Raw genomic sequence first — 12,701 nt, forward strand, 5'->3', positions numbered from 1 at the left:
GTCGCCCACTGCTGCGCAGCTTGGAACAAGCTCGTCGATCAGCCCTGGAAAATCACGTCCATCGGAATGCGAGATTGGGCGCATGGGTCTTGATCAGCGCCCGTTGGTATTAGTGTCTAATTACTTATTTTTGGAATTGTCATGGCGGTTCGAAAACCCGCGCAGGAGCGCAAGGCCGAAATTTTGGAGGCGACCTTGCGGCTGGCGGACGAGCTCGGCCCCGACCGCCTCTCCACCGAGTCGATTGCCCGCGCGGTCGGACTGACCCAACCGGGAATTTTCCGGCACTTCCCGACCAAACAGGCGATCTGGGAAGCGGTCGCGGCGACGATCACCGACAAAATGGCCGCAGGCTGGCGAGTCGTCCTTGATCGTGGCGGCACGCCGATCGATCGCTTGCGTGGCTTGATCGGCGCCCAGTTGCGGCTGATCCAGGCGACCCCCGCGATTCCCGCCATCCTCTTTTCCAGGGAGCTGCACGCTGAGAATGATTTTCTGCGCAAGTCGGTGCTGGGCCTGATGAACCGGTTTCACGCGGCAATCGCCGGCGAAATCGCCAAGGCCCAGGACGAGCGGATGTTCCGGCGGGATCTCGATCCAGACGACGCCGCGTATCTGGTGCTCGGTCTTATCCAGGGACTGGCGGTTCGTTGGTCGCTGAGCGGGCGGTCCTTTCGATTGGCCGACGAAGGTATTAGGCTGCTCGAGGTTCAGATCGGGCTGTTCGCCATTCCCTCCCCGAACCCGACCATCAGCGAGCGGCCCGCATGAAGCGAAGCGGAAGCGGCGGCCTACGGCTTGGTCGGGGGCCTGATTTCCGACGGCGAACAGCGGAAAGGAGAGGATGGATGATGACCATGTGTCCCCTCGCACCGATCCGCATCGCAGCGGTCGCGACATGACTTCAGCACCGGGACGCGGCTTGGGGAAGCCTTGGACCGTCATGTTGCTGATCTTGCTGGTGGCGACCGGCTGTGCGTCGCGTCCTGACTCGCAGGTTCTCGCGGTGGTGCCGGCGAGCACCACCGCGATCGAGCAGGTGACCATCCAAATTGCCACGACGCGTCAACGGGACCCGTCGAACGGCAGCTATTCGGCCGACCGTTCTCCGACACTGAATTTCGAGCGCTTTACCATCTCCGCACCACCCGGCCACACGGTCACGGAGATCGAATGGCCGAAGGGAGCACCGGATTCGCAACGAAGCTTCGCGGTGACGGAACGGACCATCCTGCCGAAGCTCGAATTCAAGCCCCCGTCACGCGGAAGCGGCGGAACCGGATCAAGGCGCGATGTCGTCATCTTCGTCCATGGCTACAATTACAGCTTCGAGGAAGCGCTGTTCCGCCTGGCGCAACTCGCCATCGACGGCAAGCTGACGGAGATGCCGGTTCTCTTCGCCTGGCCTTCGGCGGCATCTGTGGCGGGCTACGTCGCCGACAAGGACGCCGTCACCTATTCGCGCGATGATCTCGTTCGCGTGCTGACGGATATCGCCAATGATCCGAAGGTCGGAAAGATTACCGTGTTCGCGCACAGCATGGGCGCCTGGCTCACGGCGGAGGCTCTGCGCCAGCTCCGGCTGACCGGCCAGGACGCGATCATCGAGCGGTTGAACGGCGTCGTGCTTGCCGCCCCCGACATCGATGTCGATGTCTTTCGTCGCCAGATGGACATCATCGGCCCTCTGGACCCGCCGATGACGCTGCTGGTTTCCAAGGACGATCGCGCCTTGATGGTCTCCAGCCGGATCGCCGGGTCCCGCGACCGGATCGGCACCCGCGACGTCAACGACCCGCAAGTCCAGGCGCTCGCTGGCGCCAACAACATCCGGCTGATCGACATATCCGAGGTCTCGGCTCTCGACGGAGCCAACCACAACCGGTTCGTCGGGCTGGTCACGGTGCTCCCGCGCCAGGGGAACGACGTGCGCACCGGCATCGCCCGGGCCGGCGCCTTCGTGCTCGAACCGATCAGCGCCACTCTCCTGCCGCCCCGGCCGTAAGGTGCCCCGACAGATGCTACCCTCTCTGCAGCGGCGCGAACTCCTCAGCGGTCAGCGTTTCCCGGGTGAGTAGCATCTTCGCCCCGGCGTCCAGATCGGAACGCTTCCCCTCGAGAATGTCCTTGGCGCGAACGCGCGCGCCCTCGACGATCTCCCGGACGGCCAGGTCGATCTCGCGCTCGGTGGCTTGCGAGGCCTCGAATGAGCGGGTCTGCGGCACGGCGAGAAACGCCTGGGCGGGCCGCGCATAGGTCCGTTCGCCGAGGCCGGAATCCATGCCGTACCGCGTCACCATTTCGATGGCGATGTCGGTCGCCTTCTGGAGATCGTCCGCGGCGCCGGTCGACACGTCGCCGTCGAAGATCAGATCTTCGGCGGCGCGCCCACCCATCAGAACGACGATCCGGTTCTTCAATTCGCTGGCGGCGAGCAGGAACCGATCCTCCGTCGGCCGCTGCATGGTATAGCCGAGGGCGCCGACGCCGCGCGGGATGATCGAGACCTTCTGAACCGGATCGACGCCCGGCAGATTGGCCGCGACCAGCCCATGGCCCATCTCGTGGTAGGCGACGCGGCGGCGCTCGCTCTCGCTCAGAACACGGCTCTTCTTCTCGATGCCGGCGACGATCCGCTCGATGGCGGTCGTAAAGTCGCCGAATGTTACCGAGACCCCGTCGCGGCGGGTTGCGGCGATCGCCGCCTCGTTGATCAGATTGGCAAGGTCGGCCCCGGTGAATCCGGTGGTCAGGCCAGCGACCTTGGCAAGGTCGACATCGTCATCGAGGATGATCTTGCCGGCATGCACCTTGAGGATGGCAAGGCGGCCCGCCTGGTCGGGCCGGTCGACCAGAACCTGGCGGTCGAAGCGACCGGCACGCAGCAGTGCGGGATCGAGGATTTCCGGCCGGTTGGTGGCGGCGAGCAGGATGACGCCGACACTCGGATCGAATCCGTCGAGTTCGGCGAGCAGCTGGTTGAGCGTCTGCTCCTTTTCGTCGAAGCCACCATAGCCACCCGCCGTACGGCTGCGGCCAAGAGCGTCGAGCTCGTCGATGAAGATGATCGACGGTGCGGCCTTGCGCGCCTGTTCGAACAGATCGCGGACCCGCGCCGCGCCGACGCCCACGAACATCTCGACAAACTCTGACCCCGAGATCGAGAAGAACGGCACCCCCGCCTCCCCCGCCACGGCGCGGGCCAGCAGCGTCTTTCCGGTGCCCGGTGGCCCGACGAGGAGGATGCCTTTGGGCACGCGCGCGCCCAGTCGGCCATAGGTCTTCGGGTCCTGGAGAAAGGAGACGACCTCCTGCAGTTCCGACTTGGCCTCGTCGACTCCGGCGACATTGGCGAAGGTCACCTTGGTGTCTTTCTCCACATAGACCTTGGCCCGCGACTTGCCGATCGACATGAGGCCGCCCAGGCCTTGCCCGCCGGCCATGCGACTGAAGAGGAACATCCAGATCACGTAGATGACGAAGAACGGCAGCACCCAGGCGAGCAGAGTTCCCGCGAAACCACTGGATGGCGCGCCGGTCACGGTGACCCCATGGGCGATGAGCTTGTCCGCCAGCCCGGTGTCGACGCGGTTGGTGATGAAGCGCGTCTTGCCGCTCGGCAAAGCCTCCTTCAGCGTTCCCTGGACGGTGTCGTCGCCGACGGTGACCTCCGCCACCCGGTCCTTGGACAAAAGCTCCTCGAACTGGCTGAACGGGATGGTTTCGATTTCGGAATAGGTTCCCCAGGCCCATTGCAGCAAGGTGAAGCCGAGTATCGCCGCGAGGACATACCAGATGATGATTGTCTGCTTTTGCGGCGGTGTCGGCGAATCCTTGGCCATGTGTGGCTCCGGTCAATCGAAAGACGCGGTCTTGACGGTCCACTTCCGACTGCATCAAGACGTGCGGGAAATGCGGCTGCGGCAAGACAAACGCATGAACATTACGGCGGTCGCCGCAGGGAAAACCCGCGACGACCGCTACCCTTGGCGGACCAGCCGGTCAGGCGGCCGTCACGGCGATCTTCTTTTCCTTGCTCGGCGGCCCCGGCCGTCTTCGGCAGCTTGACCGTCAGCATGCACTTCGTGAAACTCGCCGCAATATTGTCGGCGTCGGCCCCCCTCGGGAACACGGAAGGAGCGTGTGAAGGACCCGTAGCGGCGCTCGGAGAGGTAGTAGTCCTTTTCCTTAGCATGTCGCGATACCGTGCTGGTCCGCCGGAGCCGCTGAACGGGATGACCAAAGCCGGCGCATGCGGCTTCGGCATTGATCCTGATCAAGATTTTGCATCTTGGCGGCGCTTGATCCGGATCAAGCCGCGAAGGAGGCCTCATGCATCTAACCGTCACTCGCGCCGAGGGCGCGTCGAAGCGTCCGGATCACCACCCCTCGCGCCTTGTCGTCGGCCGCCTTCTCAAGCCGCTCGTTGATGTCGAGGAAAAGCTTCGATATGTCGTTGTGCCAGTCGAGATGAGCCAGCTTGCCCGGGTCGATGCGGCGCGGCGTGTCGGATTTCAGCGGGATGGCGGCTTCGGGCGTCAGCCTGAAGCCGTCGTCCAATCGCGGCACGAGGACCCGGTCTTGCGGAACCACCGCGCTCACACGCTGCTTCAGTCCCTCGATCGCCTCGACTTCCCCATGCACGAGGAAGAGGCCGGCCCCCACCGGACGCCGTTCCGACAGCCAGTCACAAAGCTCGGGTCCGTCGGCATGCCCGGAGTAGAGATCGATCTCGCGGATTTGTGCCCGCACGACGAACTCATCGCCTTGAATACGAACCTGGCGGGCCCCGTCCCTCAGGATCCGGCCCAGCGTGCCCTGGGCCTGGAAGCCGACGAACAACACCGTCGCTTCCGGCCGCCACAGCCAATTCTTCAGACGATGCCGGATGCGCCCGGCCTCGCACATTCCGCTGGCCGCGATCACGATATGGAATCCCTTCAACCTGTCCAGCGCCTTGCTCTCGTCGACTGACTGGGTGAAGCGGATGTTCGGTGCCCGCAAAGCGCGCGACAGAATATCGCCGTGCTCCAATTCCCCCGCATGGTCGTGGAAGACCCGGGTGGCACGGGTGGCGAGCGGCGAATCTATGACGATCGGAATCGCCGGCAGATCGCCGGTCTCGATGAGACGCTGCAGATCGACCAGGAGCTCCTGCGTCCGCTCGACCGCAAAGGACGGGATCAGGAGCGCCCCGCCCGGGTTGTTCGCCGCCCTCACCGCGTCTCGCAGCATCCGGCGACGATCGGCTTCCGACGCCCCGGCACGATCTTCGTCGCCGTAAGTGCTTTCGCAGATGACATAGTCGAAGCCGCTCGGCGCGTCCGGATCGGCTTGCAACAGCTTGTGAGCCGGGCCGAGGTCGCCGGAAAACAGCAGCCGCAGTGGTAGATCTCTGGAGCTGGAGATCTCGATTTCGATGGAGGCAGAGCCGAGAAGGTGCCCCGCGTTCCAATAACGCGCCCTGACGCCGGCCATCACATCGAACCATGCGTCGAACGCGACAGCCCGGAACTGGCTCAGGCATTGTGCGACGTCGGCGGCGTCATAGATCGGCGCCACGACCCTGCGACCGCGCCGCTTGTTGCGACGGTTGAGATGCGCGACTTCGGTATCCTGGATATAGGCCGAGTCGGGCAGCATGACGCTGCACAGATCCTGGGTGGCACGGCTGGCGAAGACAGGACCGGCGAACCCGTGCTTGGTGAGCTTCGGCAGCAGCCCGGAATGGTCGATGTGGGCGTGGGTCAGCAGCACCGCATCGACCTGCTTTGGCTCGAACGGGAAGGCGCGGTAGTTCAGCTCCTTTTCCGACTTCGACCCCTGGAACAGGCCGCAGTCGACCAAAAACCGGCCGCCGACAACCTCCAGTTCGAAACACGAGCCCGTGACGGCCTGTGCCGCTCCGTGGAACCGGATGATCGGCCCCGGGACCGTCTTGGCGCTGTCATGACTCATTGGAAACTCCAGCCGTTATCGTAAGAATTGGTTGCCGTCGGTCGCCGCGTTCAGGTCGGTGATCATCTCCCGGCAAGCTCAAGGCATCACGCCCCCGCTCACCGTTGGCTCACCGTTGGCTCGCCGCCGCGCCGCCTGCGAGCTCGATGATCTCCGCGGTGATCTGTTCCTGGCGAACATGTCGGAATGTCGCCCGCAAAGCGCCGATCTGCCGATCGATTTCGCGATGCGCCGCAGCCATCGCCGTCATCCGTGCCTGGTTTTCCGCAGCGAAGGCGTGCAGCGCAACCTCGCAGAACAGAGCATGCAAATATTCGGCGGTGAGATCGGCCAGGAGCTTGCGGGTCGGCAAATTAAGGATCGGCGGCTCCCTGTGCTCAACCCCCGCGAAGGTGGCAGGGTCCAGCGGCAGAAGAGGCCGACGAACGACCGTCGGCTCGGCCCCGACGGACCCATCGGCGAAGACCGCCGTCACCCGTTCGACCCCTCCTGCCCCGATCCTCTGGTAGAGCGCGTCGCAAATGTCGCTGGCGAGCTTCGGAATGCCGGAGGAATGGGAGGGCATCGCGCTGGTCCAGTCGGCCGCAATGCCTCGTTCGGCGGCATGGGATAATCCGCGCGTGCCGATAAGAAAGAGCACCGGCACCGGCACCTCGTCGGCGATCGTCGCCAACACGCGCTCGTTGAAGGCTCCGGCGAACCCCTGTTCGGCGCCAAAGACGACGAGCGCTGCCTTGCTCGTCCGCTCCGGTGGAGGCGGCGCCTCGGTGGAAACCTGGGCCAATATCTGAGCAAGCCCCGCGGCGATCGTCTGGGCGTAGGCGTCGACCGCGCTCAACTCGTCGCGCGCTTTCTGCACCCGAGCCCCGGCGATCCCACGCATGGCGTTGACCACGGTGCCAAGCTGGCGGATGCCCTCGATGCGGGCCGAGACATCTGCGAGCCGGTCGCTCATGACGGCCTCGCGGCAGTTTTCGGGGAATCGACCTCGCGCACGATTCTCCGCATGGTCTCGAGAAGCGCTTCGTGACCGTCGGAGTCCAGCATTCCGTTTTCCTCGATCTGCCGGACAGCATCCGGAGCGCCGTGGTCGAGCCCCGCCGCGACCGCGCGGCGAAGGTCCGGCACCCGCTCCAGCGGCAGCCCGTCGACGAGCCCTGTCTGCACGGCCCCGACCAACGCGACCTCCTCGGCAAGCCGAAGCGGGTGATACGGTCGCTGACTGAGGATCGCGCGGATCCGCGCCCCACGGGTCAACCGGTCGCGCACGCGCGCATCCGGCAGACCGCCGAAGCGGGTGAACATTTCCAGTTCGAGGAACTGGGCGTAATCGAGGCGCATCGTTTCCGCGGCCTCCCTGAGGGCGTGCGCTTGCGTCTTGCCGCCGACGCGGCTGACACTGGTGCCGACGTCGACAGCCGGCTTCTGGCCTTCGTTGAAGAGCCTGGTGTCGAGGACGATCTGCCCGTCGGTGATCGAGATCAGATTGGTTGGGATGTAGGCACTGAGATTGCCCGCGTCGGTTTCGGCGATCGGCAGCGCCGTGAGCGAACCACCGCCCCTGTCCTTCGACAGCATGGCGGCGCGTTCGAGCAGGCGAGCGTGGACGTAGAAGATATCGCCCGGATAGGCTTCCCGGCCAGGCGACTGGCGCGTCAGGAGCGCGATTTCGCGATGCGTGGCGGCGTGCTTGGAAAGATCGTCGATCACGACAAGCGCGTGCTGGCCACGATCGCGGAAATACTCGGCGATGGTAAAGCCGGCAAATGGCGCGATCCATTGCAAACCCGGCGAGGTTGCCGGCCCCGCCACCACGATGATCGTTCGCTCGGGTGCGCCGTGGGTCCGGATCGCGTCGATCGCCCGACGAACATTGGCGCTCTTTTGACCGACGGCGACATAGATCGAGATCATGTCGCTCGCCTTCTGGCTGATGATCATGTCGAGCGCCACCGTCGTCTTGCCGGTCGCGCGGTCGCCGATGATCAGCTCGCGCTGGCCGCGACCGAGGGCGAACAGCGTGTCGACAACGAGAATACCGGTCTGCACGGGCTGGGTCACGGCGGCGCGCTCGACGATCGCTGGAGCCGGACATTCAATCGGCTCGTTGCTCTCGGCCGAAACCGGGCCCTTGTCGTCCAGAGGGCGGCCGAGCGGATCGACGATCCGCCCAAGCAGTCCAGCCCCCACCGGCACGCGTACCACGTCGCCCGTGCCGGTAACGGTGTCGCCAGCTTGAACGCCGGCCACATCGTCGAGGAGCACGCAGCCGATACGATCCTCGTCCAGCACCTGGGCGAAACCGAACCGCCCATCCTTGAACGCGAGCAGTTCGTCCAGCCGCGCGTCGGGCAGGCCGGAGACCAAGGCAATGCCGTCGCCGACCTCCTCGACGCGGCCGATTTGCCGCGCCTCGGGACTCAGTGTGGCAGCGTCGAGACGCTGGCGCGCCCGCCGGCGCCACACTTCCGGCTCGAGTTCAGTCGCGGACGTCATGGGAAAGCTCCGTCAGGATGCGGTCGAGATCGGCGCGCCAGCTGTTGGTCACCAGGATATGCGATCCATGCAATTCAAGGCCGGCGATCAGCTTGGGATCCGCCTTGAAGTCGAGCCTCGGGCTGCCGCCCAGCGCGTCGACGAGACGCGTCCGGACGCGCTCCTTGTCTTCGTCCGCGAGAGGGCTGGCACTGACCGCCTCGAAGATCGCGCCGTCCCGTGCAAGGCTGTGACGGGCATGGTCGGGAAGACGGCCTATCTCCGCGACCAGCGAATCCAAAAATGCCTCCTGCAAAGCCTTGTCGTCCAATCGCGCCACCAGTCGCCGGGCGATGTCGACGGCGAGCCGGGAGGCCTGCTCGGCCCAATTCTCGCGATTCGCCTCCGTTTCCTTCTCGATTTCCGCTCTCGCCGTATCCCTCAGAACCTCCGCTTCCGCTTCGGCCTTTGCCAACACGCCCGCACGGACCTTTTCGGCGGCGACCTGTGCCTCCGCGACGATACGCGCCCGCTCCTCGGCAAAGCCCGCGCGCGTCGTCTCGATTTCGGCGAGCGCCGATCGCGCCTCGCTACGCTCGGCCTCCGCCTCGGCCAGAGACCCCGCCGCGGCCTTGCGCCGCGTCTCGATCATCGCCGCGAGCGGTCGCCAGAAGAAGCGCGCCAGGAGCCAGACCAGGATCAGGACGTTGACGGTCTGGATGCCCAACGTCCACCAGTCGATGCGCATGGGCAATCAGAGCAACAAGGGGTTGGCGAAAAGCAGAAGCAACGCCACGACCAGGCAATAGATCGCCATGGTCTCGATCATCGCCAGACCGACGAACAGCGTGCGGGAGATCGTCGCGGACGCTTCGGGCTGCCGGGCGATGGCGTCCATCGCCGCGGCGACCGAGCGCCCCTCGGCGAGCGCCGGTCCGATCGCCCCGAAGGAGACCGCGATCACCGCGCCCAGAATGCTTGCGAGCGCTAGCCAGTTCATTGTGTAGCCCTTTCCTTGGTCTTCGTGGGAGCCGGGCGTCCGTCGTTGACGGCTCCGGCGATGAACACCGTCGCGAGGACGGCGAAGATGTAGGCCTGGACGGCACCGGTCAGGAGATCGAGCGCCATCAACGGGATCGGGACGAGGAGCCCGGCCAGCGACAGGACGATGCCGATGACGAAAACCCCGCTCATGATGTTGCCGAAGAGGCGGACGAGCAGGGAGAAGGTGCGTGTGATGCTCTCGACGAAGTTGAGCGGGATCATCAGGACGCTCGGCGAGGCAAAGCTTTTGAGATAGCCACCGACGCCCCCCGCCCGGACGCCGAACCAGATCACCGCCAGGAAGACCAGCAGCGCCAACGCCGCGTCGGTTTCCAGATCGGCGGTCGGCGGCTCGACGCCTGGCACCAGCGAGGTCCAGTTAGCGAAGAGAATGAAGACGAAGAGCGTACCGATGAAGGCGCGGTAGTCAGCGGGCTCCGCCTGCATTGTTTCGCGGATTTGCCCGTCGACCGTCTCGACGACGAGTTCCAGCGCCGCCTGAAGCGACGACGGCACGAGCGACAGACGACGAGACACCGCCATGCCACCGGCGGCGAGCAGCACCATCAACGCCCAGGTTACGAGGATCGGCTCGGTGATCGGGACCGGGCCAAGCTGGAACATCGCTTCGGTGGTCAGCGGCGAGTTCATTCGGCAAGCCTTCCGACACGGCGCATGACGAAGGCGCGGCCGCCGAGCAAGCCGAGCGTCACCGCGAACAGGGCCGGCGCGCCTTGGAGGCTGGCGAGCGTAAGCGCTCCGACAAGCAGTGCGAATCGCGCGATCGCCACGGTCGCGGTCCGCCAAGGTGACGTACCGCTCGCGAGCCGCTGTGCCTGGTACCAGAGGGCCGAGAAGTGGGCCAAGCCGAGGGCAAGGCCCGCCGCGAGGAAGCCGAAAAGCACCATCGGCGTTCGCCAGTCCATCGCCTGGGCGGCATCGATCAGGGTCATTGCCCATTCATCCATTTCCAGGCCGACCAGCAGCCGATCGCAAGGCCGATCATCAGCAACGCCCCGGTGATCGTCAGTCCCGACTCGAACATCCGGTCGAGCCAGCGACCCACGAAGAGGCCGATGAGGGTCGGCACCACGATGATCCAGCCGAGAACGCCGATCTGCGCCAGCCGCTTCGCCACCGTCGGCTCGCCCTCCCGCAGCCATTGGCGGTGGCGCTCGCCTCTGATTCGGACGGTCTCAGCCAGATGATTGACCTTCTCCGTCTCGACTGGCTTGTCCTGCTCATCGCGCCGCACGTTCATGACGCGCCTCCCGGCAAGGACGCCGCGCCGGGCCGCAGATGCCGCATGATTTGCCGGATGGCCGCGAGCTGCAGACGCGTGCTGTCGACAAACTCCTCACGTTGCGTCTCGAGGTCGGTCTCGAACTTCTTGAGAACCGTATCGTGCAGGGTCGTCAGATCGTCACCCGGGATCGCCTCGCGCGTCGCGATCGTGACCTCGCGGCCACCGTTGACGGTGAGAACGCCACGGCGCACCGCGCAGTGATGACGGCGTTCGTCTGCGTCGGTCCAACTGACGACGGAAATAGCGAGGACAGTGAGAAAATCCGCATGGCCCGGCATGATGCCGAAGCTGCCACTCGCATCCTCCGCGCGGATCGACAGGACATTGTCGTTATGGACGACGACCACCAGTGGGCTGACGATACGCAGTCTCATGAGACCCGCTCCTCGCTCTTGCTCCTGGCCGCCGCTTCCTTCTGCCGGGCGTCGTCCAGCGTGCCGACCATGTAGAGGGAATCCTCCGCCCAATCGTCGGCCTCTCCCTCCAGGATCGCTTTGACGCCCAGAAGCGTATCGGCGCGGCGGACGCTCCTGCCGGGCATGCCGGTGAAGGCTTCGGTCACGACGAAGGGTTGGCTGAGGAAACGTTGCAGGCGCCGCGCCCGTCGCACGATCTGCCGGTCCCCGGGACCCAGTTCCTCAGTACCGAGAAGCGCGATGATATCCTGGAGCTCCTTGAACCGCGCGAGGGCCTGACGCGCCTGTTCGGCCAAAGCGTAGTGCTCTTCGCCAACGATCGCGGGATCGAGGAGAACCGAAGACGAGGCGAGCGGGTCGACGGCCGGATAGAAGCCTTCGGCGGCGAGCGTGCGCGACAGTACGATCACGCTGTCCATATGCGTGGAGATCGCCGTGACCGCCGGGTCGGTGAAGTCGTCGGCTGGAACGTAGACCGCCTGAATAGCGGTTACCGCGGCGCCGGCGACCGAAGCGATCCGCTCCTCGAGCGAGGCCACCTCGCTCGCCAGCGTCGGCTGATAGCCAACCCGCGACGGCAGTCGGCCGAGAAGGCCGGAGACCTCGCTGCCCGCCTGTAGAAACCGGAAGACGTTATCCATCAGGAGGAGGACGTTCTTGTGCTCTCTGTCGCGGAAGTCCTCGGCAATCGTCAGCGCCGTCAGCGGCACGCGCCAACGGGCGCCCGGCGGCTCGTTCATCTGGCCGTAGACGAGGACGGTCCGCGGCAGGACGCCCGATCGGCGCATTTCGGCGAGGAGTTCATGCCCCTCGCGCGATCGTTCGCCGATACCCGCGAACACCGAAATACCTCGGTACTTCTTCACCATCGCGTGGATCAACTCGGTGACAAGAACCGTCTTGCCAACACCCGCCCCACCGAACATCGCCGCCTTGCCCCCATGCGCCAGCGGCGCCAGGAAATCGACGACCTTGATGCCAGTCTCGAACAGATTGCTGCCGGAATCGGCCTCCGCGGCGAGCGCCGGCGGTGGATTGTGGATGCCGCGCCGTTTCGTGTCCAAAGGCAGGGCGGGACCTCGATCACGCGCGATACCGACGACGTCGAGGAGGCGCCCGAGCACCGCATCGCCGACCGGGACGGAAATCGGCCCTCCGGTCGCGCGGACGGGAACGTTGCGTTGCAGGCCGGCGGTCGCCTGCAGAGCGATAGCACGAACCGTGCCACGATCGACATGGCTGTGAACTTCCAGGATCAGCGGCTCGCCGCCATCGCGTTCCACAAGGAGGGCGCTGTCGATCGGCGGCATTTTCGCCTTCGGGAAGCGCACGTCGACGATGGCGCCGCGAACCGCAATCACCGTGCCTGTCGCTTCTTCATCCCGCATCGCGGCCTCGCAATCCTGGGGCGGCGGCTATCCCAGCGCGGCGCATACGCGTCCGCAGGGTCGGACCCCATCGAGAGGCACTCTAGGCTAAAGTGCACCACCGGCCTTTGACTC

The 12,701-nt window shown here is 65.3% G+C and carries 13 protein-coding genes; 2 read left to right on the forward strand and 11 right to left on the reverse strand.

Going from position 1 to position 12,701, the window contains the following annotated elements; genetic code table 11:
* The first annotated feature begins 141 nt into the window (after nt 1–141).
* Both VQ045_RS15765 and VQ045_RS15770 read left to right on the forward strand, forming a co-directional pair.
* On the forward strand, nt 142–771 hold the full coding sequence (locus VQ045_RS15765; protein ID WP_331830779.1) for a TetR/AcrR family transcriptional regulator: 630 nt from the start codon (nt 142–144) through the stop codon (nt 769–771).
* Between the two features lie 172 nt (nt 772–943).
* Entirely contained in the window at nt 944–2,005 is a 1,062-nt protein-coding gene (locus VQ045_RS15770) for an alpha/beta hydrolase (protein ID WP_327646756.1), read from the forward strand.
* Nucleotides 2,006–2,021: 16 nt separating this feature from the next.
* On the opposite strand, the gene ftsH is transcribed toward VQ045_RS15770, so the two are convergent.
* The 11 genes from ftsH to atpD form a co-directional block, all read right to left on the reverse strand.
* The gene (ftsH, locus tag VQ045_RS15775) at nt 2,022–3,842 is read right to left on the reverse strand and encodes an ATP-dependent zinc metalloprotease FtsH (RefSeq protein ID WP_331830780.1); all 1,821 of its coding nucleotides are present in this window, start codon (nt 3,840–3,842) and stop codon (nt 2,022–2,024) included.
* Nucleotides 3,843–4,338: 496 nt separating this feature from the next.
* Nucleotides 4,339–5,958, reverse strand: coding sequence for an MBL fold metallo-hydrolase (locus VQ045_RS15785; RefSeq protein ID WP_331830781.1), 1,620 nt, complete (start codon nt 5,956–5,958; stop codon nt 4,339–4,341).
* A gap of 109 nt (nt 5,959–6,067) precedes the next feature.
* Nucleotides 6,068–6,913, reverse strand: a complete 846-nt coding sequence (locus VQ045_RS15790; RefSeq protein WP_331830782.1) for a F0F1 ATP synthase subunit gamma — start codon at nt 6,911–6,913, stop codon at nt 6,068–6,070.
* A complete protein-coding gene (locus VQ045_RS15795) occupies nt 6,910–8,454 on the reverse strand; it encodes a F0F1 ATP synthase subunit alpha (RefSeq protein WP_331830783.1) in 1,545 nt (514 codons plus the stop codon). Before VQ045_RS15795 ends, VQ045_RS15790 begins: the two co-directional genes overlap by 4 nt.
* On the reverse strand, nt 8,438–9,181 hold the full coding sequence (gene atpF, locus VQ045_RS15800; protein ID WP_327646763.1) for a F0F1 ATP synthase subunit B: 744 nt from the start codon (nt 9,179–9,181) through the stop codon (nt 8,438–8,440). Before atpF ends, VQ045_RS15795 begins: the two co-directional genes overlap by 17 nt.
* A 6-nt stretch (nt 9,182–9,187) precedes the next feature.
* A complete protein-coding gene (locus VQ045_RS15805) occupies nt 9,188–9,433 on the reverse strand; it encodes a F0F1 ATP synthase subunit C (RefSeq protein WP_206456179.1) in 246 nt (81 codons plus the stop codon).
* Nucleotides 9,430–10,128 carry a F0F1 ATP synthase subunit A gene (locus VQ045_RS15810; protein ID WP_331830784.1) on the reverse strand — a complete coding sequence of 233 codons (699 nt, stop codon included), beginning with the start codon at nt 10,126–10,128 and terminating at the stop codon, nt 9,430–9,432. The genes VQ045_RS15805 and VQ045_RS15810 overlap by 4 nt, the downstream gene beginning before the upstream one ends.
* Nucleotides 10,125–10,430 (reverse strand): N-ATPase subunit AtpR, encoded by a 306-nt coding sequence (locus tag VQ045_RS15815; protein ID WP_327646766.1) that lies wholly within the window; start codon nt 10,428–10,430, stop codon nt 10,125–10,127. The genes VQ045_RS15810 and VQ045_RS15815 overlap by 4 nt, the downstream gene beginning before the upstream one ends.
* Nucleotides 10,427–10,738 carry an AtpZ/AtpI family protein gene (locus VQ045_RS15820; protein WP_331830785.1) on the reverse strand — a complete coding sequence of 104 codons (312 nt, stop codon included), beginning with the start codon at nt 10,736–10,738 and terminating at the stop codon, nt 10,427–10,429. The genes VQ045_RS15815 and VQ045_RS15820 overlap by 4 nt, the downstream gene beginning before the upstream one ends.
* Nucleotides 10,735–11,157: a F0F1 ATP synthase subunit epsilon gene (locus VQ045_RS15825; RefSeq protein ID WP_331830786.1), complete on the reverse strand. Its 423-nt coding sequence runs from the start codon at nt 11,155–11,157 to the stop codon at nt 10,735–10,737. Before VQ045_RS15825 ends, VQ045_RS15820 begins: the two co-directional genes overlap by 4 nt.
* Nucleotides 11,154–12,587, reverse strand: coding sequence for a F0F1 ATP synthase subunit beta (gene atpD / locus VQ045_RS15830; protein ID WP_331830787.1), 1,434 nt, complete (start codon nt 12,585–12,587; stop codon nt 11,154–11,156). Before atpD ends, VQ045_RS15825 begins: the two co-directional genes overlap by 4 nt.
* Nucleotides 12,588–12,701 lie beyond the last annotated feature (114 nt).

Source organism: Aurantimonas sp. E1-2-R+4 (assembly GCF_036549515.1).
Taxonomy (GTDB): Bacteria; Pseudomonadota; Alphaproteobacteria; order Rhizobiales; family Rhizobiaceae; genus Aurantimonas; species Aurantimonas coralicida_A.

Excerpts from the sequence above, each read along its gene's own strand:
- VQ045_RS15765 (WP_331830779.1), top strand. The coding sequence starts at position 142 with ATGGCGGTTCGAAAACCCGCGCAGGAGCGCAAGGCCGAAATTTTGGAG.
- VQ045_RS15770 (WP_327646756.1), top strand. The coding sequence starts at position 944 with ATGTTGCTGATCTTGCTGGTGGCGACCGGCTGTGCGTCGCGTCCTGAC.
- ftsH (WP_331830780.1), bottom strand. The coding sequence starts at position 3,842 with ATGGCCAAGGATTCGCCGACACCGCCGCAAAAGCAGACAATCATCATC.
- VQ045_RS15785 (WP_331830781.1), bottom strand. The coding sequence starts at position 5,958 with ATGAGTCATGACAGCGCCAAGACGGTCCCGGGGCCGATCATCCGGTTC.
- VQ045_RS15790 (WP_331830782.1), bottom strand. The coding sequence starts at position 6,913 with ATGAGCGACCGGCTCGCAGATGTCTCGGCCCGCATCGAGGGCATCCGC.
- VQ045_RS15795 (WP_331830783.1), bottom strand. The coding sequence starts at position 8,454 with ATGACGTCCGCGACTGAACTCGAGCCGGAAGTGTGGCGCCGGCGGGCG.
- atpF (WP_327646763.1), bottom strand. The coding sequence starts at position 9,181 with ATGCGCATCGACTGGTGGACGTTGGGCATCCAGACCGTCAACGTCCTG.
- VQ045_RS15805 (WP_206456179.1), bottom strand. The coding sequence starts at position 9,433 with ATGAACTGGCTAGCGCTCGCAAGCATTCTGGGCGCGGTGATCGCGGTC.
- VQ045_RS15810 (WP_331830784.1), bottom strand. The coding sequence starts at position 10,128 with ATGAACTCGCCGCTGACCACCGAAGCGATGTTCCAGCTTGGCCCGGTC.
- VQ045_RS15815 (WP_327646766.1), bottom strand. The coding sequence starts at position 10,430 with ATGACCCTGATCGATGCCGCCCAGGCGATGGACTGGCGAACGCCGATG.
- VQ045_RS15820 (WP_331830785.1), bottom strand. The coding sequence starts at position 10,738 with ATGAACGTGCGGCGCGATGAGCAGGACAAGCCAGTCGAGACGGAGAAG.
- VQ045_RS15825 (WP_331830786.1), bottom strand. The coding sequence starts at position 11,157 with ATGAGACTGCGTATCGTCAGCCCACTGGTGGTCGTCGTCCATAACGAC.
- atpD (WP_331830787.1), bottom strand. The coding sequence starts at position 12,587 with ATGCGGGATGAAGAAGCGACAGGCACGGTGATTGCGGTTCGCGGCGCC.